We start from the raw sequence: 22,572 nt of genomic DNA, 5'->3' as shown, positions 1-22,572 counted from the left end.
GTAAGATAAGCCATCAGCGGTAAAATCCTCTCGCAGGCAAAAAGGGCCAGGTTCGTGGATGATGTGGATCAAGCTATGATCGGCTTGTTGAGCAAGGATCCGCGTGGATCGATCAAGGTCATGGCTCGTCAATTGCAGCTGTCGGAAGCAACGGTAGCATCGCGGATTCGCAGCCTGCAGGATCGTCGCGTCATCAAGGTAGTGGCACGCCAGCGGGCGTTGGGCACGAACGGCTACACTGTGCTTTCGCTCGTCGACATTCATGTCGACGATCCACGGAAAATCGCCGAAGTGTCTGGCGCGCTGTCAGCGGTTGGCGACGTCATTGCCGCTTACGAAACCGCGCGAAGACCAGAGATCGTCGCGTATCTGCGAGCCAGGGATCTGCGCCACCTTGGCGAAATCCCCGAAGAAATACAGCGTAGCGTCGCCTGCCTCGCGCAAATGTCGCTCCTGCCGATAATGGCGATGCAGCGGCGTTACAAATATATTGGCAGCCTTGAATTGCCGACCCCGCCAGCGCCGCTATCACGCGATCTGGGCGCGCGTATCGTGGCGGCGCTGGAGAGGGATGGTCGACAGCCGGTGCGGGCGTTGGCGCGCGAGCTGGGCGTTTCGGATACGGCGGTGCGGTATCGCTTGGGCAAACTGATCAAATTGGCTGGCTTCGAAATAGTCACCGTATGCGATGCGCAGGCCATGGGCTACGCGGTACGGACGGATGTGCGATTACGGGTATCGCCTCCGCATCTGAAAGCGACACTGATCAAGCTATCGGCAAACGATAGCATCATCAGCGTTTCGCACATCGCCGGGCCGTACAATGTCCACGCAGTCGTGCTCTCGAAGACGGTCGATGAGTTCGACGACTTCATCAATGGCACCATTCGTTTGCTAAAGGGGCTCGACGATTTCGCGATTCTCAGGATAACCCGACTGCATCGATATAATTACAACATCATCATGTGATCGTAGCCGAAACGCGGCGGGATAACCGGCGCCTTGTGTGGCTAACCCTTTTGCTCGGCGGCGCTCACGATCGTGCCGATACGTTCGCCGGCGGTGATGTCGACGGTGCAGCCGACAAACTCCTCTGCCTCAGCTCGGGCCAAAAGCGCGGCATCTAAAATCCGGACATAAGTGCGCGCGCCGCCAGGCAGGTCGCAGATGGCGATGCCGTGGCTGGCTGCGCCGTCCCGATCGTGCACGACGGTATAGGCGATGATTGTCGCAGGTCCGCCATAGCCGTCTTCGATCGGCAGCTCTGGAATTTGGGCGAGCGCGCGCTGCACCGCGGCAGCGTCGGGCTGGATCAGACCTGCGGGCGGCGGATCGGTCGAGTAGAGTGCGAAGACGTGATGCGACATCATCATGCCGACCCCGCTCACCATACCCCGACTGCCGGGTTCCGCACGCAGTCGCTCGACCATCTTGACGATGGAGGTAAGCATGTAGCTGCTTGCCGGGCCACCGGCGTAAGGCAGGCCCCCGGTGCAGGTTACCGTATCCCCCGGTCTATCCGTCACTCCCAGTGCATCCCGCGCGAAATTTACGGCCGAAGCGAAACAGCTGTATAAATCGAGGTGATCGATCCGCTCGATCGTCAGGTCTGCCGCATCGAGTACCGCACCGGCTGCGGCCGCCATCGCCGGGCTACGCCACAACTCTGGCCGCACGGCGATATAGGCCGGATCCTCGGCATGGCAACTCGCCCACTGGTAAATTCGCTTCGTCGTCGCGACGCCATGCGCCTCAGCCCATCGCTCGGACGCGATCAGGATCGCGCCGCTGATGTCCACATCGATGATCGCCACCATATTCTTGGTATAGGGATAGGCGATCATGCGATTGTCGGCAGAGGGCGTGATGAGCGCTGCTGGCGTACGCTCGACCGGGAACCAGGCGTCCGGATTACGCGCAGCGACCCGCGTCATTCCTGCCATCGTCTCGCCCAGCAGCGCGCGATACACGTCGGGCGCGATGCCAAGATGGGCACGTCGCGCAACGTCGCGCATCGCGAAGCCGTAGACCGCCCCGATCCCGTCCAGAAGGCCGACAGCTGCTTCGGCGGGGTGCTGGTGTGCCTGCAGGTCAAATGCAGGGGCCGGGCCGTCGGGGTGCGCATGATGCCACGGCGGTGTCTCGCCTAGAAGGCGGTAGTGGCGTCTCGTCGCCATCGCCTCGCCACCAGCGACGAGGACGAGATCGGCTGCGCCGCTTCGGACGAGCGCATTTGCCTGGTCGACCAGGGTCTGGCCGGAGGTGCCGCTGGGCGTGCCGGCGATCAGCCGCGCATCGGGGGCGCCGATCCGCCCGGCGAGGCGCCCGGGGGCATCGTCGTATCGCCAGCTCATGCAATCGGTAACGAGCACCGCGCCAGCGTGCGCCAGCAGCCCGGGATCGATCCCGGCGTCGCGCGCGGCCGCCTGCGCGGCATCGGCCCACATGTCGAGAGGCTCCGGCCCTGGCTGCGCGCCGCGTGATATCGTGAGTTGCGCGACGCCAATGATGACCGGCCGGCGTTGCGCCAAGGGTTCGCCCACGTTCACTCGCCACCCGCGAAATAGGCCGGTCTGCCGGCCGGCCAGCCCACACCCCACATTGTCATTCCACCGTCCACCGTCATCACCGCGCCATTCATGAGATCGGCGGCGGGCGACGCCATGTAGACCAGCGTCTCGGCCATGGAGAATGCATCGGAAGCGCGCTTCATCGGATTGGCAGTGGCCATATGCCGCAGCGCTTCTTCAGGATACATGCGAAAGCCCTCGGTGCTGATCGCGCCCGGCGCCAAGCAATTGACCCGTATGTTGTACGGCGCCCATTCGAGCGCGAGCGATTTCGAGGCGTAGATCACCCGCGCGCGCGCCGCTATGGTGTGGGTGACCTGGGGCGAGCCGCGTTCGACCAAGCACACGACGTTGGCGATGCTGCCCGGCTGGCCGCGATCTCGCCATTCGCGCGCCGCAGCCTGCATCATCCACCAGGTGCCATTAAGGTTGGTGTCGATTACCGACAGCCAGCCCTTTGGCGTGAGATCAATCGAGGCTTGCGGAAATTGGCCGCCGGCGTTGTTGACGAGAACATCGATGCCGCCGAGCGTATCGTGCACCTCCCCGACAAATGCGGCGACCGCCTCCGGGTCGCGGATTGACATGGCGCGGGTGAGTATCCGGCGCCCGGTCGCCGCTTCTATGAGAGCGGCGGACGCAGCCAGCCGCTCCATCCGCCGGCCGCAGATAGCGACTTCCGCGCCGAGCCGAGCGAACAGCATCGCCGTGGCCTTGCCGATGCCGGTACCACCGCCCGACACGACGACCCGGCGCCCCTGCATGGCATCCAGTCATGACTCAGACCGGGTGGCAGCGCAGCATCGCACGAACAGCCGATGATAGCACCTCTGTCGGAACTGACGTAGCGGGCTCGATCACCGCGAGCACGTCGCATGGAGCCATATCATCGGCTGTTCGGCCGGGCCAGGCAGGATCGCGTGGAGGAATCGATGGCAAGATTGGATTTGTCAGCTTCGATCGCGGTGCCACTTCAGAGAGCGCGAGAGCGACGCTTGATGTCGTGAACTATGACGTACGCGCGGCTATCGCAGCGGCAGAACGGGCAGCAACAAACTCCACCACTCCAGAACATGCTCTAGTCGGGTCTCTATCGAGCCAGTTGTTCGGTCGAGACGGCCTTCGCAACCGCTACTTAGCCGAGGCAGACTCGGCCCGAGGCACCGTTGATCTTACGGGCCCGCTCACATCGATCGAACAATCTTCGCTATTGAGCAGCGGTCGATGCTCGGACGATATCTCAAAGGGGCCGGCCGATGGCAATCCAACTTTTAAAGAGCGGCGGGACGATTGACCATGCCTCAGCGATCTCCATGGCGTCGGAGGTAAAGCGGTGATCTAGGATCGAGCGGATCAGCCATCGGATCAACGAAACCTCCGACGGAACGGTTCGGGAAGCGTTGCTCGAATGTCGGCTCGACAAGCTCCCAATCGCTCCAGGCGAACTATGCACGCGCGTGTGAATCAGCGTGCAATGTTGACCCCGTTCGGGGCTGATCGGCGTGCAAAATTGACCCCCCTGAACTGAGCGGTTCACGCCCGGCGCTTTGCGCAGGAGCGGTCGGGGAGAATGCTGGTCGTGGAGACGGTGGCGCGCATCCGGCGCGAGTTCTACGTCAAGGGTAAGAGCATCAAGGAGATCGTGCGCGACCTGCGGGTGTCGCGGAACACGGTGCGCAAGGTGCTGCGGTCCGGCGAGACGGACTTCTCCTACGAGCGGACGGTGCAGCCGCTGCCGAAGCTCGGGCCATGGTCGGCGGATCTCGAGCGGCTGCTGGAGGCCAACGAGCGCAAGCAGCGGCGCGAGCGCCTGACGCTGGTCCGGGTGTACGAGGAGCTGCAGGGGCTGGGCTACCGCGGCGGCTACGATGCCGTGCGTCGCTATGCCACGGCATGGCAGCGTGAGCGGTCGGCGGTCACGGCCGCGGCCTACGTGCCGCTGAGCTTCGCGCCCGGCGAGGCCTACCAGTTCGACTGGAGCCACGAGGTCGTCGTCATCGCCGGCGCGACGACGACGGTGAAGGTTGCGCACATGCGGCTCTGCCACAGCCGGATGTTCTTCGTGCGAGCTTATCCGCGCGAGAGCCAGGAGATGGTGTTCGACGCCCACGACCGGGCGTTCGCCTTCTTCGGCGGCGCCTGTCAGCGCGGCATCTACGACAACATGAAGACCGCGGTGGACGCCATCTTCGTCGGTCGTGAGCGGCGCTACAACCGCCGCTTCCAGCAGATGTGCGGCCACTACCTCGTCGAGCCGGTGGCGTGCACGCCGGCATCGGGCTGGGAGAAGGGCCAGGTCGAGAACCAGGTCGGGCTCGTGCGCGAGCGCTTCTTCACGCCGCGGCTGCGCTTCAGGAGCTACGACGAGCTCAACGCCTGGCTGCTCGACCGCTGCACCGCCCATGCCCAGCGTGCCGCGCATCCCGAGCTCAGGGACTACACAGTCTGGCAGGTGTTCGAGGCGGCCGACCAGCCTGCGCTCATCGCCTACCGTGGTCCCTTCGACGGCTTCCACGCCTTGCCGGCGGCGGTGTCGAAGACGCTGCTGGTCCGCTTCGACTACAACAAATACTCGGTGCACGCGAAGGCGGCGGGGCGCCCGGTCGAGGTGCACGCCTATGCCGAGCGCATCGTCATCCGGCAGGACGGCGAAGTCGTCGGCGAGCATGCCCGGCGCTTCGGGCGCGACCAAACGGTCTACGACCCTTGGCACTATGTGCCGGTCCTCGAGCGCAAGCCGGGTGCGCTGAGGAACGGTGCGCCCTTCAGGACTGGCCGCTGCCGGTGGCGCTGGAACGCGTCAGGCGGAGGCTGGCGGGCCATGCCGACGGCGACCGCCAGATGGTGGGCATCCTGGCGGCGGTGACGACGGACGGACTGGACGCCGTCGAGGCGGCCTGTGCCGAGGCGCTGGCCGGCGGCACCGTCAGCCGTGACGTCGTGCTCAACGTGCTCACCCGCCAGCGCCAGACCGCCGCGCCCGCCAGCATCGCCACGCCCGAGGCTCTGCGGCTCGCCCGCGAGCCCGTCGCCGACTGCGCCCGCTACGACAGCCTGAGGAGGCCTTATGGAACGTCACGCCATCCTGGAGATGATGGGAACGCTGAAGCTCGTCGGCATGCGCCATGCCTATGACGAGGTCGTCGCCGATGCCGTGAAGCGGCAGCACTCCGCTCAGCGCGTCGTCGGCGACCTGCTCAAGGCCGAGATAGACGAGAAGCAGGCCCGCTCCATCCGCTACCAGATGACGACCGCCAAGCTGCCGCTCGCCAAGGAGCTCGCCGACTTCGACTTCGCCGGCACCGGCATCAACGAAGGCCTGGTCCGCGATCTCGGCACGGGTGCCTTCCTCGAAGCGCAGCGCAACGTCGTGCTGGTCGGCGGCACCGGGACGGGCAAGACGCATCTCGCCATCGCCATGGGCCGTGCCTGCGTGCGGGGCGGAGCGAGGGTCCGCTTCTACAACACCGTCGACCTCGTGAACCAGCTCGAGGCCGAGGCCCGTGCCGGGCGCCCCGGGCGCATCGCCGACCACCTGTCGCGGCTCGACCTCGTCATCCTCGACGAGCTTGGCTACCTGCCCTTCGCGCTCTCGGGCGGCCAGTTGCTCTTCCACCTCGTCAGCAAGCTCTACGAGCAGACCTCGGTGGTGGTGACGACCAACCTTGCCTTCGGCGAGTGGCCCACGGTCTTCGGCGACGCCAAGATGACGACCGCGCTCCTCGACCGGCTCACCCACCACTGCGACATCGTCGAGACCGGCAACGAGCTGGCGCTTCAAGAACCGCGAAGCCGCCTGAAACCCTTCCCCGGACCCCATCCCCAGGTTGACCCGGTGGGTCCACAGGCACCTCCCACGGCCGTCACCGCCTGCGCTCGTGGCGGCGCGCGGCGCCGGCCGCGGGGCCCTCCTGTGGACTACCGGGACAACCCGGCTGCCATCAGAAAAGGGGGTCAAACTTGCACGCCGATACGGGGTCAACTTCCCGAGCCGATTGACATGCTGTTCATCCTCTCGCCGATCAACCTGCGGGTCGCGAGTTTCGCGCTCGGGCTGTTCGTGTTCGTGGCGCTGTGGGGCGTGATCGATGCCGGCATCTATCAGCTGACGCTTGGCCGGGCGATGAGCGCGCTTGCCGAAATGCGCTCGAATGCGACCGCCGCCAACGCCTGGCTGCTGGCGCCGTCGGCCGCGCAGAAGGCGCTGGCGATCTTCGGCAGCTTCCGGACGGCGGCGGCGGAGCTTGCCGGCGCCTTCGTCTTCACCGTCTTCCGCTTCTCGGGCAACGCGCTCAGTGCGCTGAGCGGTGGCGCGCTCGGCGTGCAGGGACAGGCGAGTGCTGCCGCCGCACCGCTCGCGACAGCGGAGGGGCAGGCCTCCGCACTCGAGACGCAGGCGTCGGCCTCCGGCACCTCGGCCCGACGGGGTGCTGCCTCAAGCTTCGGCGACTTCGGCGAGCGATCGAGCTTCGCCGCCAATCGCGGGTTCGGGGCTGCCGGCGGCTTCCTCACCGAGCAAGGCACGAGTGTACCGGGGATCCGGGCCTTCGGCATGGGCGGGATCGACGCGGCACGGGAGCTTGGTGGGCTTGCGCCAGCGCTGATAGGTGGCGACCTGTCGCGCCCGTCGGCCCAGCGTGCCGTCCGTGACAATGCGACGACGGCGGCGATCCACCAGTTCGCCGAGAAGGATACACTGCGGGGGCTCGGCCACACCTATTTCGGCGAGGGACAGAAAGGCGAGAGCGCCTTTGCCTCCTTCGCGCAGAGGATGGTGCAGTGGAAGGCGTTCGGCGACACCAGCGCCTATGACATGATGCGCACCAGCGCGGCGCGCCACTTCGAACGCAGCGGCTACAGCCCGGCCGATGCCGACCTCAAGGCGTCGACCGTCATCGCGCAGGCGGGCACCGACCCGCTGTTCGGCAAGCTGATCGCCAACGCCTTCGATCAGGAGCAGCTGATCCGCAACGATCTGACCGCCGCGCAGGTGCAGGTGGGCGCGATGGCGGGGCGGCGCGACTATGCCGGCGGCGATGTCGCCGGCAGCGAGCGACGCAATGTCGCGACCGAGCAGGCGCAGCGCGCAGGCAGCAACCAGGGCCAGCGCGACGCGGCGGGGATGCTCGGCCTGCCGGTCGAGGAGACCAGCCGCCGCATCGGCTTCATCAATGCGCTTTCGGGTGAAGCGCGCTCTACGGCCATCACCCAACTCTCTCGCGCCACCGGCCGCAATGAGGCGCAGGTGGTTGAGGCGATGGAGCGGTACACCGCCGCCACGAACCTTGGGACGGCAGATGGTGCTACCGCCGAGGCGGCGCGGGAGGGCACCAGCGTCTATGGTCGCACCCGCGAGGCCGCCGGCTACGATTTCGCCGAACGCGCCGGCAAACTCGATGCGCAGCGCGAGATCGGTCGCGATGGCACGCGCAGCGTGGCGCGGATTGGCGAACAGCGGCGGCAGGCCGATAATGCCGGCTTCGCCGAGGGCGCGGCCGCGGCTGGCGTCTCGACCCGTGAGGCGGCGCGGCTCGACAGTTTCATCCGCACGCTCGGCGCGACCGCCGGCAACCAGGTCGACATGGCCGAGGGCGGCACCGCCGGAATCAGGGACCGCGCCGGCAACGAGCGGCTCGGCCGGATCGTCGATGCCGAGCGGCTGACCCGCGTGCAGGGTCTGCTGCGCAGCCACGGCATCGAACTCAGCAGGCGCCAGATCGCCATGGACCAGAATGGCGACTTCACCCTCAACCTGACACCAGTGACGGCCGCACAGATGTGGCGCGGCGGGCTGATCAACCAGAGCCAGCTCGGCGCCGTCGCCAACGGCGGCCACGCCCGCTTCAGCTTCGCGCACAACGACCTGCTGGTGTCCAGTTCGACTGGCTTCCAGCAGGCGGCGCGCAACGACACCAGCACCCGCTTCGAGGCGGGCAAGCAGGCGGGGCCGGATACGATCGAGCATTTCCTCGCCGGCGGTGCGGAGGGCCATGCCGCCATGGCGAACTGGCTGAAGGGCGGGTTCGAGATGGATCGCCAGGGTCACTGGCGGCTGAAGCCACAGGTCGCTGATACTCTCCAGCGAGACGTGCAGGCAGTCATGACTCAGACGGGGTGGCAGCGATCGATTACGCGTAACGCGGAAGATAGCACGGCGATAGGGACGGAAGTGAGCGGGTCGATTTCCGCCGCCGCGCATCAGGCTAGTGGCAATGGGCGGGGTGGCGGCGGCCGGACGACAGGTGGCGTTTCGGGAGCATTGGGGTTCACGAGCGTCGATCGCGGCACGACGGTCGAGAGCGCCGCTGCAACGCTCGACGTCATCAATCACGATGTACGGTCGGTCATCGCCGCAGCCGAGCGAGCAGCCTATCAATCATCTAACCCGGAAAACGCCTTTGCCCGATCGCTGTCAGATAGCATGCTTGGGACGGACGGCCTGCGCGATCGTTACATTCGTCAAGCCGATGCAGCGCGCGGCACATTCGATATTACCGGTCCTTTCACGTCGATCGAACAGGGCGCAGTTTTAGGTACGGGCCGCTTCTCGACCGACCTGGCGCACGGGCCATTTGACGACGCCGACGCGCCCAACGTGAAAGGCAAAAAATGACCGCTATCGATCGTGATGGTGGAACCGGCGCCAATGCATTGGACCCGAACGTGGATCAAGCGGGTCGGTGTAGGGATCTCTCCATCCACCAACCGATCGCTTCGGAAACATTTCCTCATGCGATGGCGGTACCAGCTCCCAATCGCTCCAGGCGAACCACGCACGCGCGAAGCCCAAGCCGAGGATCATGAGGATAACCGTCGGAAAGAAGGCAAAGTTTAGGAAGCCAGCCAAGGCGCCCGTGTAAAATGTTACCAAAGCTGGGAGCCAGAAGCTTGCGAGTTTCCCGACCCAGTAAGCGATCATCCCAGTCCACCAGAGCTTGGCGTACCAAGGACGCCAGAGCCAGTCCCTCGTCAGCGGACGTGGTGTGGACATCAGGGCAAGATCTTCGTCACACCGAACATCGTCTGCAATCGACATCCTGGGCTCCTTCCAGCAACATGATACCATCTTCGCTGCCCCCCGGAAAACGAGACTGTTCTCAAAACGGCAGCACGAGAGACGCTTTTCATCTCCGCCTTCTCTCCGTCCCCCCGCCCCGCTCCACTTGATTGCCGATGCGGCAGTCAGATGCCCCCTCCCTTGCGCAGCCCTTGTCCGAACGGCAGCATGATGATTGCGGGCAGACCGATCGATCGGGGTGATCATCGGATGCAAGACAATGACCCTCCTCCCTCGCCAGATCGCTTGTCGCCTAAGATCGAATGCTCGTCTCGCTTGGCGGCAAACTCACGACCGTAAGCGCGCGCCACTCCGCCAATCCTATCAATCGCCCGCCTGCTCGGCCGGCAGATCGCACGTGAGCACCACCAGGCGGCAAGGCGAAAGGATGGCAGCCCATCCGACAACGTCTCGATTTGACCAAAGCCCGGCAAAGCGCGACACTCTCACGTCTGCCCGCGCCCGAGATCTGGAGACATGCGCGATGACCCGTGCCGCCCTCTACGCCCGCTACTCATCCGACCAGCAGAGCGCGTCGTCTATCGACGATCAGCTTCGCATTTGTCGCGAGCAGGCGGCAAGAGACGGCTCGCAGATCGTCGGCACCTATCAGGACGCGGCGATTTCTGGTGCGACACTGACATTGCGCCCCGGCATCCAAGGCCTGCTGCAAGATGCCCAGCGCGGCCGCTTCGATGTCGTGCTGGCGGAAGCCCTGGACCGTGTATCGCGCGACCAAGCCGATGTCGCGACGCTCTACAAGCACCTCCAGTTCGCCGGCGTGAAGCTGGTCACGTGGCCGAGGGGGAGATCAGCGAACTGCACGTCGGCCTCAAGGGCACGATGAACGCGCTGTTCCTTAAAGATCTGGCGAAGAAGACGCATCGCGGCATGCGCGGCCGCGTCGAGCAGGGCAAAGCGGGCGGTGGCTTGTGCTATGGCTATGACGTGGTCCGGCGGCTCGAAGGCGCCGGTAACCCGGTGACCGGCGAACGCACAATCAACGAGGCGCAGGCGGCGGTCGTGAGGCGGGTGTTCCGCGACTATGCCGCCGGAGTAAGCCCGCAGCTCATCGCCCGGCGTCTCAATGATGAAGGCATCCCCGGTCCGGAAGGGCAATTGTGGTCACACGGCACATTGCGTGGTCATGCCAGGCGCGGCACCGGCTTCCTCAACAACGAACTCTATATCGGTCGGCTGGTCTGGAACCGGCAGCGCTATGTGAAGGACCCCAGCACGGGCAAGCGTGTCTCGCGGATCAACCCCGAAAGCGAATGGATTACGACCGAGGTGCCAGACCTGCGCATCATCGACGATGGATTATGGCAGGCAGCAAAGGCGCGGCAGGCAAGCATTGCCGTGCAATATGCCGGGTGTATCGAGGCGACGCGCAAGGCCGTTGGCATGCGCGGCACGGTTCGCCCGAAATCGCTGCTGTCGGGTCTGGTATTCTGCGGCGTGTGCGGCGGCCCTTGCTCATTACGCGGTCAGGGCCGTTTCGCCTGCTCGAGCCACAATGACACCGGCGCGTGCAAGAACGGTCGCAGTATCACCCGGCTGGCGCTGGAATCTCGTGTCCTTGATGGGCTCCGAGACCGTCTCATGGCGCCGGAAATGGTCTCCGAGGCCATCGACGCCTATGTGGCTGAGAATAACAGGCTCAACCACGACAGGCGGGCATCTCACGTCGCCGACACGGCGGAACTGAGCCGCGTCGTCAGGAGCATCGGCGAGGTTCTCGATGCGATCGAGCAAGGCCGAAAAAGTGATGCATTGTTCGATCGGCTCGAGGGGCTCGAGGGGCGGCAGAAGCAGCTCAAGGCTCGCCTGGGTGACGCTCCGGCCGACGTGCCCGACATCCATCCGAACATCGCCGAGATCTACCGGCGCAAGGTTGCGCGCCTTGCCGAGGCGCTGAACCATCCGGCGGACCGGGACGAAGCCTCCTACGCCATCCGCAGCCTCATCGAGCGGGTGACGCTGCACCCGGGGCAGCGGCGTGGCGAGATACACGCGACGTTGCACGGCGAGTTTGGCGCGATCCTGGAGTGGATGTCAGCCCGCAATGGTAGACACGACAACGCCCCCGTTGCTTGTGCTACGGAGGCGTTTATGTCGTCGAAACTGGTTGCGGGGACCCGCTTCCATCTTAACTTGCGGGCTCGGCGACCAGTGATCGGGACCCAGTTACACGATGCGATGCCGTCCCCTGCCCTGTTCCCAGGGCTGTTTGCAACTCTTGCTTGATCGGCGGCGGCGACGTGAATTTGCCGTCCTCTGCTTGGCAGCCTCCTGACGAGATCGGGTCGCTTCTCTTAAGCTCACCTGGACATCCCTGAGATCCGTCAACGCTACGTCGTCCGAACCTCGACTGGCGGGAAGCCCACAATATCGTAGGTAGCCGAGGCGATGCCGATACCAGCTTCATCCATCTTTCCGATGATCTCTCGGCTCATGCTGTCCTTCACACCGCGGATGAGATGCGTGTGGACGATGAAGCGGACGGTGAGTTCGAGCCAGTTATCCGTAATGCGGTAGAAGACCTTCGGGATCAGATCGAGAGGTTGCACGTCGAAACGGCGCTGGAGGTCATCCTTAACGGCTTCCTCGAGCATCGCGGAATCGACGGCATTCTGCCGCGCCGCTTCGAGCATGATCTCCTCGACCTTGGCGCGGTCCGACTGGTAGGTGATCGGGATCGACATCTCCTCCCAGATGAACGGGAAGTCGCGGGTGTAATTGAACACCGGCTCGGCAAAGATCTTCGAATTGCTCACCGTTACGATCCGCCCGGTAAACTGGCGGCTCTTGACCCACATTGCCGGATCGCCGCCTTGGACGCTCGGCGGCTGACCCATCTCCATGATCGTGGTCTGGATGAAGCCTAGCCGCAGTACGTCGCCGCGCACGCCCCCCATGGAGATGCGGTCGCCGATCGTGAAGGTGGAGCCCCGCAGGATGACGAAGTAGCTCGCGATCGAAGTTACCGGCTGCTGGAGCGCGAAGGCCAGGCCGGCCGACATCAGGCCGAGCGCCGTCGCGAGCCTAGTGGGATCGCTGAACCAGATCGAGAGCAGCCCGAGGATCAGCACGATCGCACCGAACAGGCTGATCGCCTGTCGCATCCAGAATCGTGTCTGCACCGAGGCGTGATCGGTCTTGCGGAGCAACAGCCCAACCAGAGCGCGCAGTGCCGAACTTGCGAGCAGAATCACGACGATGAACGCCAACGACAGCAGCAGCTTGCGCCCGTTCTCGGCATTGACGCCGACCCAGTCGATCCCGAGAAGATGCATAAAGAAGCTCCGGTTGATGCGTCAGCGGGTCGGTGGTGCACCCGTCCGGCGCGCCTCTGCCTTGTCGATTTCCTGCTGCAGGAAGAAGTTGAGCGCTGTTCGAAGAACGACGATCGCACCAAGCTGCCCGATCTCGGTCCAGGTCGGCGCAACGGCCGTGCGCAGGATGTCGGCACCGAGCTCCAGTTCCAGCGCAACCGCCAGCCAGCGGCCAAGCTTGAGCCGAACGGCTTCCTTGGCATCCGGCTCGCCGGGAACGGTCGTACGCGGCACAAAAAGGGTGAGCGCGCGCAGGAACGCTTCTATCGCCGCAAGCCCGATCACAAGCGCCGCGCCTGCCTCTACGCCTGCGGCGAGCCACAGAGTGGCCTCCTTCAGCAGCTCCATCATCGTGCGCTGCATGCACTGGAGAGCGGACCGTCCGCCTGCATGGCTTCAAAACGACGATGTCGGTCGCGTAGCTCGGCAACGTCTGACGGCGTGCCGATGTCGCGTTCGCCATCGCCGAGGACGAGATCGGCATGGCGGCGCAGCACAGCCATCCGCCCCGGATCACGCTCGTAGCCGATGACCGCGGTCAGCACCTCGACCATCCGGATCAGCACGGCAGCGCTACCCGCCGCATTCTGGCGGATCATGTGGAACATGGCGTCGACCAGCCCGTCATAATCGATCGCCGGGAAGATTAACACTGGCCTGCCGTCACGTGCGATCCGTCCGTCGGGTAGGTGGCGCGGGACGATGTCGCAGAGCGACGCGCCCATCCGATCCAGCACGCTCATCGCCGTATGCGGATCATTGATCCCAGGCGAGAGCGCCCTCACGGCGATCTCGACCAACTGGCGCACCGCGAACTCGAGATCTTCCTTGCTCACCCGCTGCCCGCCAAGAGCGGTCGCGCGGCGGATAGCCTCTCCCGCGTCATCGATCGCCGGTTCGATCATCGCGATCGCCGCACCCGGAAACACGAAGTCGCCCGGACGCACGAGCAACTGAACGACGGCGTTGCGGCTGCCCGCCCAGTCGGCGAGCTGATCGGCGTCAAACTCCTGTACGTAGCCTCGCCGCGCGTCGGGCACCGCAACGACACCTCCGCCGAAGCTATGTCGACCGAAGTCAGCAGGGCGATCGGCTGTCGTCAGGCGCTGGATCGCCGAGCGGACGTCCTCGCTAACCAGTTCGATGACGGTATCAACGTTGATGCGGCCGGCCATGTGGCCGACGAAGAAGACCAATGTGCCGACGCAGACAAACGCCAGCAGAATGCCGACGCTCATCGAAAGATGCGGGATGAACTCGCCCTCGGTCTGCGTACGCACGCTGCGGAGCACCATCAGAGCATAGGAGAAGGTGCCAAGGAAGGCGCCCAGCGTGAACTGGTTGCCCCGATCGCGCACGAAGTTGCGCAGCAGCCGCGGGCCCATCTGCCCGGCTGCGAGCGACAGGGAAGCGATCGTAATCGAGAAGACGGTGCCGGCAACGCCGATCGTCGAAGAAGCGACCGCGCCAAGCAAGGTACGGGCGCCCGTACCGCCGCCATTGTAGAGCCAAGGGCTGTCGATCAGCCACTGCGGCACGCGCCCGCTCCGATCGAGCGCGACCAGCGCGACCGCGAGCAGGATACCGCCGACGACGAGCAGCGCCGGCAGCAACCAGAACTTCTCGCCGAGGTCGCTCACCAGCTTGCGGATACGGACGTTCATGGCGAGACCGCCCCGCTCATGCGTAGCGTCGGATCAGCGCACGGCGCAGCTTGCGATCCTCAAGTGAGAAGTAGAGCGCGATCAGGTCGCCTTCGATGACCGTGGAGGCGGCAAATGCGATGTCGGTCGAGTCCCGGTGAGTCGGAGGCGGCGGCACCAGCATCGGCTCGATCCCGCGCCCCGTCACTCGTGTGAAGTCCGTGTCGAAGCTGATCCACCCGATCCGCCAGCGCGCATCGTGCGTCGCGCCGTTGTAGAACATCACCGGGTCCTCCCCGTCAATCATCGTCACAGGGCCGGTTGAAAGGTGCCAATTGTCCCAGCTGTCCTCGCGGATGCCGAACGGATCTGGTAGTACGGTCCAAGGGCCGTCCGGCGTATGGCTGCCAGCCATGCCGATGCGGGATGCCTCGTCGGCGGCATATTCGTAGAACAGCCGCCATTCGCCCGTGGAGGTCTGAGCGAGCGTCGCTTCCTTGATGTTGCCCTCCCCCGGCGGCGCCTTCAGCACCAGCTCGACCTTCTTGAGCGAAGTGAGGTCGGAGCCTTCGGCGAGAATCATCGCGCTCTGCTTCCGCGCGGCATCGACGCCGGTGTAGAAGACGAGATAGCGGCCATCCTGCAGCAGGACGACGGTCGGGTCCTCAACCCCACCGGCGTCGTCAGGGTCAGGGCCGGGATCGATGGCCGGCTTGTCGTCCATGGTGAACGTCAGGCCGTCGATGCTGCTGCCACCGGCGATGATCCCGGTCGGATCGCTGGGTCCCAGCGGCCAGCTCACACCCCGGACCATGATTCGGTAGCTTTTCCCCTCGCGCCAAACGAAAGGGCTCATCAGGTCCATGTCCTTGGCCAATGGGCCACCGGTCAGGACGACGTCGTCGAGCTGCTCGACCGCGTAGGTGACCATGTCAGGCCCCCTGTGCGACGGTAAGCGAAAGCGCGCCGTCGATGGTGACGGTGGTGCCGCTGATATAATCGGCGGCAGGCGAGAGGAGGAACACGACGAGATCCGCCACTTCCTCGGGTCGTCCCGCACGGCCCCACGGGATGTTTGCCTCCAGTTTGACGCGATAGCCGGTGTCCTCGACGGCCTTCTCGTTCATCGGCGTCAGGATCATACCGGGCGCGACTCCGTTGACCGCGATGCCCTTCGGTGCGAGTTCCAAAGCCAGCGTCGCGGTGAGCTGCGACAGCCCGCCCTTCGCCGAGTCATAATCCACGCCACCAGGCCGCGGGGCATGCTCGTGGATCGAGGAGATGTTGACGATCCGGCCCTTCTCGTCCTTCGTCTCGAGCCGCCTGACCAGTTCGCGACAAGTCAGGAACGGGCCGTAAAGGTCAGAGCGGACCACCCGGTCGAACTGGGCCAACTCCATGTCGACCAGCTTCACGCCGCTCATGTTCAAGCCGGCGGAGTTGACGAGGAGGCTCACGGTTCCGAACGCCCCCTCTGCCGCCTCGAACAGCTGGGTCACCGCACCTTCATCGGCGACGTCGGTTTGGACGGCGATGGCCCGATCCCTACCACCGATGGCCTCGCAGACCTGCGCCGCGGCGTCCTTATCCTTGAAGTAGGTAATTACCACCCGCGCGCCGGCGGACCCGAGCGCCCACGCGCAAGCCGCGCCGATGCCGGACTCTCCACCCGTGACGATGGCAACCTTGTCGTTGAACATTCCGCGTCTCCGGCCTGGCGCAGACCGGGAGTCACCGGAGAGTTCGCAGGTCTTGCTACGCCATTGCCTACGCTTGAGAGCGCGCGAGGTTGCCGTAGTCAGCCCAAGGGTATGCGATCAGCATCCTCAGAGGGAGCCTTACCGGACCTTTCCGCTTCGAGGATGGCAGATGTGTCGAGGAACGGCTTCGCCAACCCGTGGTAAAGCCGCTCCTTGGATACCAGCGCGCTGACGCCGTCCGCAATCAGAGCAGTGGCGAACAAAGGTAGGATCATTCCTCGGCTGGCAGTCGTCTCGGTGATGATGATCACCGCCGTCAGCGGCGCGCGCACTACACCGACGAAATAGGCCACCATGCCGAGTAGAACCACCGCACCGGCTGGACTTTCCGGAAACAGGGGGGTCAGCAGGTTGCCGACACCGGCACCGACTGCGAGCGACGGCGCGAAGATGCCGCCCGGGGTCCCGCTCAGCGTCGTTGCGAGCGCGGCCAGGAACTTCGCCGGCCCGAACCAAAGCGAGCCGCCATGTCCCTCGACGAGGCTGCGGGTCGCCTCGTAGCCCGTGCCCCACGTACTACCCGCCGTGGCGAGGCCGAGCACGGCGACCGCCAGTCCGCAGGCCGCGGCAAACAGCACCGGCCGGGATCTCAGTCGCCGAAGCGCCGGGTGCGCGGACTTCGCGAAGCGGAGCACCAGCCGCGTAAATACCCCGCCCGCCAGGCCACCGGTGACGCCGGCAATGGGGCTGATCATAAGCACTGCCGAGACCGACAGCGTCTCCCGCATGGCACCGAAATAAACGTAATCCCCGGCGATCCCGAGGCTCACCAAACCCGAAATCATCACTGCCGCCATGACCAGCACCGCGACACGCTGCTCATAGGCCGAGGCGAGTTCCTCAATGGCGAACGCCACACCGGCCAATGGCGTGTTGAACGCCGCTGCCACACCAGCGGCGCCGCCGGCAATCAGGACGCCAGCGCTGATCGGCACCTTAAAGATTCGATGAACCGCCACCATCAGCGCCGCGCTGATCTGGACGGTGGGGCCTTCACGTCCCACCGAACCGCCGGCGAAGAGCATGGCGATGGTCAACCCGAACTTGGCTGCGGCAGTGCGGAGCGACACCAGAGGACCTCGAGCGGCGACGTCCGGTGTCCGGGTCGCGGCGATGACCTGCGGAATGCCCGACCCGCGCGCCTCGGGCGACCAACGCTGCGTCGCCAGCATAACCACGGCGAAGGTGGCAGGGGTCAGAATGAGCGGGGCGTAAGGCCAGACCGCGACAATGCGGGCAAATACGTGCTGCGCCCAGTCGCCGGCTTTGGCGAAGGTCAGCGCGACCAGGCCGAGCAGGATCGCGCCGCTTGCCGTCGCGATCCGCCGGCTCAGCGCCTTGAGCGGCGGCGCAAGATGAGTCGACCGCCGACGCCGCCACATGACGGATAGCTTGCGGACATCGTTTCGGGAAAAAAGACGTGGCATGGGCTAGCCGTAGCGCAACGACAGCACGGATGCCGTCGCAATCACGACCAGCACCACGAGCACACTGCCCATCCGCGCATAATCGGTGAAGCGGTAGCCTCCCGGCGCCATCACCAGCAGATTGTTCTGGTGGCCGATCGGCGTCAGGAAATCGGACGAAACGCCGATCAGTACCGCCAGCAGCGCGGCGTCCGGATCGACACCCAACAAATGCGCTGCATCAATCGCCAACGGACCCATGATGATCGCGGTCGCGACATTGTTAAGGAAGATCGAGAGCAGCAACGTCACGCCGCACAGGGCGGCAATGACTGCGAAGAGCGGAAGTCCGGCGAGCGCCGTTCCCAGCCACGTTGCGGCAATCTCTGCCGCTCCGCTCGACTCGAAGCTCCGGCCGACGGGGATCATCGCCGCCAGCAGGACTATGATGCTCCAATCGACCGATCGATAAATGTCCTCCGCCGGCACTAGGCGCGTTGCGGCGAGCAGCGCTGCGGTGGCTAGGAAGGCGAGCGCCGGCGGCACGCCCAGCGCTACGATCGAAGCGATGGCTGCCAGGAAGAGGACGAGAATGGTCGCCGCCCGGCGTTTCGCGACGGGCACCGGATCGACTCGGTCGATCTCCAGCAGACGCGCGCGACCGACGAAGCTCGCCAGATCGGCCGGCCTGCCTCGCACGAAGAGTTGGTCGCCAGGTTCGATCCTGAGCGTCGCGAGCGGAACCTTTTGTCGGGCGGCGCGCGGACCGACCGCCACGACGTGGAGGCGTTCGCCGCTGCGGATGCGCACCGCTTCGTGGCTGAGGCCGGTCAGGAACGAGCCGTGCGCGACCACCACTCGCGTGGTGACGGCCTCTCTCACGACGGCGGGGTTCTCGTCGGCAACGAGACCGGTCGCCTCTGCGGCGGTCCATTGCTGCCTGCGAGAGACGACCAGCAGGCGGTCGCCGCCGTCCACCCGGGCTTCCGAGTGGGTCGCAATCCTTTCGCCTCCTCGGAGCAAGGCGAGCAGCCGCACGGAACCCGCGCGAAGGCGTGGCAGCAGATCGGCGAGCGGCATCGATGCTGGAGCGGTGAGCTCGAAGACCCGCCACGATGGCCGCGCCTCCCGCTGCGCAGACTGGCGGACGGGCAGCAGCCGCCAGCCTAGAAGTGTGAGGTAGAGGAGACCAGCTCCGCAGGCGGCGACCCCGACCGGGGTCATGGCGAAGAAGCCGGACGGCGTGCCGAGTTCGGCTTGCCGCACCGACGAGAGGATGATGTTTGCAGGCGTCCCGATCAGCGTGGTCATGCCGCCGAGGATCGTAGCGAAGGCGAGCGGCATCAGCGTCGTTGCCGGAGGCCGGCGCGCGTCGCGGGCGATCTCGGTCGCGATCGGCATGGTGATGACCAGCGCTGCGATGTTGTTCATGAACGCGGAGAGCACCGCGCCGACTAGCAAGAGACCGGACAGGCGCACGGTGAACGACTCGCGCGCCGGGATGGCGATGCGCGCGATCCACGCCGCGACGCCGGACAGCTCGACCGCGCGGCCGACCACAAGAATCGCCGCGACCGCCACCACTGCCGGATCGGCAAGGCCGGAGAAGGCCGCGGCAGGCGTCGTCAGCCCGGTCAACAAGCAGGCGAACAACGCCAGCACTGCGACCAGATCGTGACGAACCTTCTCGCTGACGAACAGGACGAGCGCGCTCACGAGGATCAGCGCGCTGAGTGCCGCCGGAGTCACTGCAGCGTGCCAGACGCGGTTGGGAGTATCACCCGCTTTTCTTGCGCGATCTGAGCACCCGCTCGATCGTCCCACCCTGGAAGATGACCGAGAAGAGGACGACGAGATAGGTAGCGGCCAGCGCAAACGCGCGCGCAGGTCCATCTGGTAGGCCGAGTGCCAGCGCAACCGAGATGCCGCCGCGTAAGCCTCCCCAGATCAGGGTGACCGGCGCCAAGTTCCCGAGCGACAGGAACGGCCGGAGCGCCGCCAAAGGCAAAAGGACCGACACACCGCGCGCGAGGAGGACCAGCGGGATCGCGGCCGCCCCTAACAGGATCAGGCGCATGTCGGACGGGATCGTTACTACCTCCAGCCCGATCAGCAGGAACAGCACCGCGTTGAGAATGTCGTCAATAAGCGCCCAGAACTTGAGCAGGTAATCTCGCGTCACGTCGCTCATCGCATGGGCGACGCCGTGATTGCCGATGATGAGCCCCGCCACCGCCATCGCCACCGGGCCGCTGACGTGCAGCCAGCGGGCGACCGCATAGCCGCCCATCACCACCGCGAGGCTGATCATCACCTCGACCTGATAGTCGTCGATCGAGTGCATTCCCCGGTAGGCGAGCCAGCCTATGACGAGCCCGAGCGCGATGCCGCCGCCCGCCTCCATCAGAAATAGGTGCGTGGCATGGCCGAGCGAGAGCGGCTCGGCTCCCGTCGCGGCGGCGAGGATGATCGCGAACACGACTACGCCGACCCCGTCGTTAAACAGGCTTTCCCCTGCGACCGTGGCCTGTAAGGTCGGCGGCACCGCCGCCTGCCGCATGATCGCCATCACGGCCACCGGATCGGTCGGACTGATCAGCGCTCCGAAGACGAGGCACCAGATCAGCGGAATGGAAAGCCCCATGAGGCCCGCGATGAACTGGAAGCCAAAGCCGACGATCGCCGTCGAGGCGAGAACGCCGACCGTGCTGAGGATCAAGATCGCCCATCGACCGCGATGCATCTCGCTCCAGTCGATGTGGAGCGCGCCAGCGAACAGCAGGAACGACAGCATCCCGTCCATCAGCGTCGCATGAAAGTCGATGCCGGCAATGAACGCGACGATCTCGTGGCTGAGACGGCTGCCTGGTGACAGCCGGTCGATGCCGACGACGATTAGCGACGCGATCGCCCCCATCACCGTTAGTCCGATGGTCTGCGGCAGGTGCAGGAAGCGCCGGTTCAAGTAGCCGAGCGTCGCTGCCAGCACGATCAGGATCGCGGCCGCATCGAACGGGGTGATGATGACGCCGTGGATCATCGCGACACACCCGGTGCGGCGGTCAGGGCGAAGACTTGGCCCGCCGCCGGTGCTGGCGCGGCAGCTACGCCCTGCTGGCGCAAAAGCGCCGCAACGGCGAGACCACGGCGTTGACTGAGCGTCGGCCGCGCCGGAGCCGCTCCTTCGCCGGGCAATCCCGGCACCGCGAGTGCCGGGATATTCCAGCGCCGCGCTTCCCAGGCCGACAGCAGCACCGCCTCCCGCGCCGCCGCATCCAGCGTCTCGACATTGTCGGCGAACCGAATGGTCGGCAGGCGCCCGAGTGGCGGCACAATCGTGATCTGCCAGCCACTGGAAGCCGCTGCCGCGCGATGCTCCAGCGTGCGATAGGCTTCCGCGCCCGCATCGGGCAGCGGCGCCGCGGTCGCGGCTGCGCGGCGATGCTCGCGGTCGATCGTAACGTCATCCGGCGAGACGCCGGCAGCTAGCGCCACGAGCCGCGCGATCGCCACAGTCTCCGCCTCCTCGGCAGCGGCGGCAGCCGAGGCCTGCTCCAGCTCGGCCCGCTGCGCACCCACCGAACCTGCAGACGGGTCGAGCAGCACCTGATCCAGCTGGAGGCGCACGGGCCGGCCGAGCTGATGCGCAAGGTCGGCTTCGATCCGCTTGCTGTCCTTGGCGCTGGCACGCGGCGCGATCACCACCGAGCGGATCGACAGCGGCTTGCGGTCATAGTCGACGTCGAGCTGGGTCACACGGGCATCCACGCCGAAGCTGCCGGAAAGGATGGACCGGATCTTGGTGGTAGTGACCGCTTCCCCGGCGATCTGGCCGAGCGACACCGCCAGCGGCACCGACATGCCGACAAAGACGAGCAGCAGGATGATCGTCTGCGTCCAGCTTTGATGGCTGGAGAGATGATGGCCGAACCCATAAAAGCGGGCCATGATCGTCGCCGAGAGGGCGATCGTCAGGAAGTTGGTCGCGAACAGCGCCAGCGCGCCGGTCAGGATCGCCATGTTGCCGGTCGCCAGGCCATATCCGACCGTTGCGAGCGGCGGCATCAGCGCGGTCGCGATCGCGACGCCCACAATCGTCTCGCCACGGCCGCGGATGATCGCGAACGTGCCGGCGAGCGCCGCGAACAAGGCGACGAGCAGATCGAACAGGTTCGGGCGGGTGCGAGCCAGGATCTCGGCGGTGGGTGCCTTCAGCGGCGAGGCGAGCACGATCATCGCGGTGAACGCCACCCCCAGCACCGCGCCGATCGCCAGCGCGGTCAGCGAGCGGCGCATCTCCGCGAAGTCGAAAAGGGCGAGGCTGAAGCCGAGACCGAGGATCGGGCTCATCAGCGGTGAGATCAGCATCGCCCCGATGACCACCGCCGGCGACGACAGCAGCAGGCCGAGCACGGCGATGCCGGCCGACATCATGATCATGAACGCGTAGCGCGGCGACCAGCCGCTATCGGAGACGATCCGGTCTACGACCTTCTCGTGGTAGACCCCGCCGACGATCGACTGGCGCCACCAGCGGTAAACCGGCAGGCTTCTGAAACCGTGCTCGGGCGCATCCTCGATGGAGGCGCCAGACGACAGCTGGTCGATCACCTGCGCGGTTCGCGTATGTTGCAAGGGTGTTCCATCAAGTGCTTGTGCGGGCACCGGCAAGGGCGTGCAAGCGAGACTGCGACCTTGTTCAACCCGGCGGGGTGGCGCACGGTGACGTGCCAGCCACATTCGAGAGCCCATCCCCTGATAATTGTCATCGCATTGCTTGCCGCTGTCGCGGTCACAGCGT

Annotated in this window: 16 protein-coding genes and 2 pseudogenes; 6 read left to right on the top strand and 12 right to left on the bottom strand. The window is 65.6% G+C overall.

Going from position 1 to position 22,572, the window contains the following annotated elements:
- Positions 1–54: 54 nt before the first annotated feature.
- Entirely contained in the window at positions 55–969 is a 915-nt protein-coding gene (locus GNT64_RS20845) for an Lrp/AsnC family transcriptional regulator (RefSeq protein WP_156681231.1), read from the top strand.
- A gap of 41 nt (positions 970–1,010) precedes the next feature.
- Here the strand turns inward: GNT64_RS20845 and GNT64_RS20840 are convergent, their stop codons facing one another.
- Together GNT64_RS20840 and GNT64_RS20835 are read right to left on the bottom strand one after the other, a co-directional pair.
- On the bottom strand, positions 1,011–2,543 hold the full coding sequence (locus GNT64_RS20840) for an acetyl-CoA synthetase (RefSeq protein ID WP_156681230.1): 1,533 nt from the start codon (positions 2,541–2,543) through the stop codon (positions 1,011–1,013).
- A gap of 2 nt (positions 2,544–2,545) precedes the next feature.
- Positions 2,546–3,334, bottom strand: coding sequence for an SDR family oxidoreductase (locus GNT64_RS20835; RefSeq protein WP_156681229.1), 789 nt, complete (start codon positions 3,332–3,334; stop codon positions 2,546–2,548).
- Positions 3,335–4,140: 806 nt separating this feature from the next.
- On the opposite strand from GNT64_RS20835, the pseudogene istA reads away from it, so the two are divergent.
- The 3 genes and pseudogenes from istA to GNT64_RS20820 all read left to right on the top strand — a co-directional run bounded on the left by istA (position 4,141) and on the right by GNT64_RS20820 (position 9,183).
- A pseudogene (gene istA, locus GNT64_RS20830) lies at positions 4,141–5,705 on the top strand (IS21 family transposase).
- Positions 5,638–6,370, top strand: a pseudogene (gene istB / locus GNT64_RS20825) (IS21-like element helper ATPase IstB). Before istA ends, istB begins: the two co-directional pseudogenes overlap by 68 nt.
- A 113-nt stretch (positions 6,371–6,483) precedes the next feature.
- A complete protein-coding gene (locus tag GNT64_RS20820; protein WP_231639135.1) occupies positions 6,484–9,183 on the top strand; it encodes a conjugal transfer protein TraG N-terminal domain-containing protein in 2,700 nt (899 codons plus the stop codon).
- A gap of 3 nt (positions 9,184–9,186) precedes the next feature.
- Here the strand turns inward: GNT64_RS20820 and GNT64_RS20815 are convergent, their stop codons facing one another.
- Entirely contained in the window at positions 9,187–9,606 is a 420-nt protein-coding gene (locus tag GNT64_RS20815; RefSeq protein ID WP_156681228.1) for a hypothetical protein, read from the bottom strand.
- Positions 9,607–10,111: 505 nt separating this feature from the next.
- On the opposite strand from GNT64_RS20815, the gene GNT64_RS22130 reads away from it, so the two are divergent.
- Together GNT64_RS22130 and GNT64_RS20810 are read left to right on the top strand one after the other, a co-directional pair.
- Entirely contained in the window at positions 10,112–10,474 is a 363-nt protein-coding gene (locus GNT64_RS22130) for a recombinase family protein (protein ID WP_231639134.1), read from the top strand.
- Positions 10,423–11,874 carry a recombinase family protein gene (locus tag GNT64_RS20810; RefSeq protein WP_231639133.1) on the top strand — a complete coding sequence of 484 codons (1,452 nt, stop codon included), beginning with the start codon at positions 10,423–10,425 and terminating at the stop codon, positions 11,872–11,874. The genes GNT64_RS22130 and GNT64_RS20810 overlap by 52 nt, the downstream gene beginning before the upstream one ends.
- A 104-nt stretch (positions 11,875–11,978) precedes the next feature.
- Here GNT64_RS20810 and GNT64_RS20805 read toward each other — a convergent pair whose 3' ends face one another.
- From GNT64_RS20805 to GNT64_RS20765, 9 genes are all read right to left on the bottom strand, one after another.
- Positions 11,979–12,923 (bottom strand): mechanosensitive ion channel family protein, encoded by a 945-nt coding sequence (locus tag GNT64_RS20805; RefSeq protein ID WP_156681227.1) that lies wholly within the window; start codon positions 12,921–12,923, stop codon positions 11,979–11,981.
- Between the two features lie 21 nt (positions 12,924–12,944).
- Positions 12,945–13,325 carry a DUF1622 domain-containing protein gene (locus GNT64_RS20800; RefSeq protein ID WP_231639132.1) on the bottom strand — a complete coding sequence of 127 codons (381 nt, stop codon included), beginning with the start codon at positions 13,323–13,325 and terminating at the stop codon, positions 12,945–12,947.
- Positions 13,310–14,626 (bottom strand): DUF2254 domain-containing protein, encoded by a 1,317-nt coding sequence (locus tag GNT64_RS20795; protein ID WP_156681226.1) that lies wholly within the window; start codon positions 14,624–14,626, stop codon positions 13,310–13,312. Before GNT64_RS20795 ends, GNT64_RS20800 begins: the two co-directional genes overlap by 16 nt.
- 16 nt (positions 14,627–14,642) lie before the next feature.
- Positions 14,643–15,536: a glycoside hydrolase family protein gene (locus GNT64_RS20790; RefSeq protein WP_156681225.1), complete on the bottom strand. Its 894-nt coding sequence runs from the start codon at positions 15,534–15,536 to the stop codon at positions 14,643–14,645.
- 1 nt (position 15,537) lies between these two features.
- Positions 15,538–16,305, bottom strand: coding sequence for an SDR family NAD(P)-dependent oxidoreductase (locus tag GNT64_RS20785; protein ID WP_156681224.1), 768 nt, complete (start codon positions 16,303–16,305; stop codon positions 15,538–15,540).
- Between the two features lie 98 nt (positions 16,306–16,403).
- Positions 16,404–17,747 (bottom strand): chloride channel protein, encoded by a 1,344-nt coding sequence (locus GNT64_RS20780; RefSeq protein ID WP_231639601.1) that lies wholly within the window; start codon positions 17,745–17,747, stop codon positions 16,404–16,406.
- A 48-nt stretch (positions 17,748–17,795) separates the two neighbouring features.
- Positions 17,796–19,487, bottom strand: a complete 1,692-nt coding sequence (locus GNT64_RS20775; RefSeq protein ID WP_231639131.1) for an SLC13 family permease — start codon at positions 19,485–19,487, stop codon at positions 17,796–17,798.
- A 61-nt stretch (positions 19,488–19,548) separates the two neighbouring features.
- Complete coding sequence (locus GNT64_RS20770; protein ID WP_156681221.1) at positions 19,549–20,811, bottom strand: cation:proton antiporter; 1,263 nt, start codon at positions 20,809–20,811, stop codon at positions 19,549–19,551.
- Positions 20,808–22,379 (bottom strand): DUF389 domain-containing protein, encoded by a 1,572-nt coding sequence (locus GNT64_RS20765; RefSeq protein ID WP_231639599.1) that lies wholly within the window; start codon positions 22,377–22,379, stop codon positions 20,808–20,810. The genes GNT64_RS20770 and GNT64_RS20765 overlap by 4 nt, the downstream gene beginning before the upstream one ends.
- Positions 22,380–22,572 lie beyond the last annotated feature (193 nt).

The organism is Sphingomonas profundi (genome assembly GCF_009739515.1).
Classification (GTDB): domain Bacteria; phylum Pseudomonadota; class Alphaproteobacteria; order Sphingomonadales; family Sphingomonadaceae; genus Alterirhizorhabdus; species Alterirhizorhabdus profundi.
Note: the sequence above shows the minus strand (reverse complement) of the source record. Positions and strands in the feature narration are given on the sequence as shown.

Excerpts from the sequence above, each read along its gene's own strand:
- GNT64_RS20835 (WP_156681229.1), bottom strand. The coding sequence starts at position 3,334 with ATGCAGGGGCGCCGGGTCGTCGTGTCGGGCGGTGGTACCGGCATCGGC.
- GNT64_RS20815 (WP_156681228.1), bottom strand. The coding sequence starts at position 9,606 with ATGTCGATTGCAGACGATGTTCGGTGTGACGAAGATCTTGCCCTGATG.
- GNT64_RS22130 (WP_231639134.1), top strand. The coding sequence starts at position 10,112 with ATGACCCGTGCCGCCCTCTACGCCCGCTACTCATCCGACCAGCAGAGC.
- GNT64_RS20805 (WP_156681227.1), bottom strand. The coding sequence starts at position 12,923 with ATGCATCTTCTCGGGATCGACTGGGTCGGCGTCAATGCCGAGAACGGG.
- GNT64_RS20800 (WP_231639132.1), bottom strand. The coding sequence starts at position 13,325 with ATGCAGCGCACGATGATGGAGCTGCTGAAGGAGGCCACTCTGTGGCTC.
- GNT64_RS20795 (WP_156681226.1), bottom strand. The coding sequence starts at position 14,626 with ATGAACGTCCGTATCCGCAAGCTGGTGAGCGACCTCGGCGAGAAGTTC.
- GNT64_RS20790 (WP_156681225.1), bottom strand. The coding sequence starts at position 15,536 with ATGGTCACCTACGCGGTCGAGCAGCTCGACGACGTCGTCCTGACCGGT.
- GNT64_RS20785 (WP_156681224.1), bottom strand. The coding sequence starts at position 16,305 with ATGTTCAACGACAAGGTTGCCATCGTCACGGGTGGAGAGTCCGGCATC.
- GNT64_RS20780 (WP_231639601.1), bottom strand. The coding sequence starts at position 17,747 with ATGTGGCGGCGTCGGCGGTCGACTCATCTTGCGCCGCCGCTCAAGGCG.
- GNT64_RS20770 (WP_156681221.1), bottom strand. The coding sequence starts at position 20,811 with ATGATCCACGGCGTCATCATCACCCCGTTCGATGCGGCCGCGATCCTG.